A 2,068-nucleotide genomic window follows, 5' to 3' on the forward strand; every position below is an offset into this window, starting at 1 on the left:
GCGCCCGCCACCCCAGTCACCCCCTCCGGCAAACCGCAGCGCCACTTCGCCATCATCGGCGCAGGCATGGCGGGCATTGCCTGCGCCCGCACCCTGGTCCAGGCCGGCCACCGGGTGACAGTGTTCGAAAAATCCCACCAGGCCGGTGGCCGCACCGCCACCATCGACAGCCCCTTTGGCAACTTTGATGCCGGCGCCCAATATTTCACCGTGCGCGACCCGCGTTTTGCCCGCGCCATCGACACCGTGCCCGGCATCTGCAAGCGCTGGAGCGCCAACTCGGTCCAGGTGCTGGACGCTGCAGGCCGCGTAGCCGCCGTGGGCCTGCCCCACCGCGAGGCCCATTGGGTGGCCAGCCCGGGCATGCAGTCGCTGGTCACCACCTGGGCCGACCCCCTGGTTCATGCAGGTCAGCTCATCACCCACACCCGCGTCACCCGCATCGAACCCGACGCCGTGAACGCACCAGGCTGGCAATTGCGCACCGAAGGCGCGGGCGGCGAGCAACATGTGTACGCAGGCTTCGATGCCGTGCTGCTGGCCCAGCCCTCCGTGCCTGCGCAGGCCCTGATTTCCGGCTCCGGACTCGACTCCCCACTGGCCGACGCCATGTCCAAGGTGGCCATTGCCCCCTGCTGGACCCTGATGCTGGCCTACCCCCAGGCCGTGCGCCCAGGCCTGACCACACTGGGCCCGCAATGGAACGCCGCGCGCAGCACCCACCACCGCATTGCCTGGCTGGCGCGCGAGTCGTCCAAGCCGGGGCGCAATGTGGTGGAGCGCTGGACGGTGCAGGCCAGCCCCGCCTGGTCGGCAGAACACCTCGAAGACGACGAAGCCCGCGTGCAGGCCAAGCTGCTCAAGGCATTTGCCGAGGTCACCGGCATCCGGGCCGAGCCCGCGCATGCCGACACCCGCCGCTGGCGCTATGCGCAGACCACCCACCCGCTGGGCAATAGCCACCTGTGGGACGCCAAGGCCGGCCTGGGTGCGTGCGGAGACTGGTGCCTGGGGCACCGGCTGGAAGATGCCTTTGTGTCGGGCCTGGAACTGGCACTTGCCGTGGCATGACGGGGGGCGCGGGCGCAACGCCGCACGACAAGGACAGCCCCGCAGTACGCGTTGAAGGGCGCTATGTGGGGCGGTTTGCCCCCTCTCCCACGGGCCCGCTGCATGCGGGCTCTCTGGTGGCAGCGCTGGCCAGCTGGCTGGACGCACGCGCACACAACGGCCGATGGCTGGTGCGCATGGAAGATGTGGACCAGCCCCGCTGCGTGCCGGGGGCTGACACCTTCATCCTGCAGCAGCTGGCCGCCTGTGGTCTGCACCCCGATGCCCCGCCCCAGTGGCAGTCTGCGCGCAGCGGGCTGTACCAGCATGCCCTGGACCAGCTGGTGGCGCAGGGCGATGCCTATCCCTGCGCCTGTTCACGCAAGGACGTCGAAGACGCCCATGCCGCGCAGGGCCATGCGCGTGAACGCCATGCTGCACTGCCCTATCCCGGGACCTGCCGCCATGGGCTGCATGGCCGCACAGGGCGCTCCTGGCGCTTCAATGTGACAGACTTCAAGCCAAAACAGCCGATAGCGCTAGTGGATCATGCCTGGGATGCTACATATTCAGTAGCAGACGGACTGCTGCAGTGGCACGACCGCCGCCTGGGCCGCCAGCAGCAACAGGTTGCGACCGCCGTGGGCGACTTTGTGCTGCGCCGCGCAGACGGGCTGTGGGCCTATCAGCTGGCCGTGGTGGTGGACGACGCCGACCAGGGCATCACCGATGTGGTCCGGGGCGAGGACCTGGCCGACAACACGCCCCGCCAGATCCTGCTGCAGCAGGCCCTGGGGGTGCCCACACCGCGCTACCTGCACACCCCCCTGGTGTGCGGCGACAACGGCGAAAAACTCTCCAAACAAAACGGCGCGCAGGCGCTGGAACTGCAGAACCCGTTGGTGGCTCTGTCGCACGCTGCGCTGGCACTGGGCCTGCCCGCTGTGGCAAATCTGCACAACATTTGCATACCCGACGCACTGGCACAGTGGGTGGTGGCGTGGCGACGAAACTACAA

2 protein-coding genes are annotated in these 2,068 nt (G+C 68.7%); both read left to right on the top strand.

From position 1 onward, the window contains the following. On the top strand, positions 1-1,071 hold a 1,071-nt coding region (locus tag DBR23_RS13400; protein ID WP_369882114.1), incomplete at its 5' end, for an NAD(P)/FAD-dependent oxidoreductase. Next, a partial coding sequence (gluQRS, locus tag DBR23_RS13405) for a tRNA glutamyl-Q(34) synthetase GluQRS (protein WP_233250444.1) occupies positions 1,068-2,068 on the top strand: 1,001 nt, incomplete at its 3' end. The genes DBR23_RS13400 and gluQRS, both read left to right, overlap by 4 nt.

The sequence above is a fragment of the Acidovorax sp. HMWF018 genome, assembly GCF_003061035.1.
Lineage (GTDB): Bacteria > Pseudomonadota > Gammaproteobacteria > Burkholderiales > Burkholderiaceae_C > Acidovorax > Acidovorax delafieldii.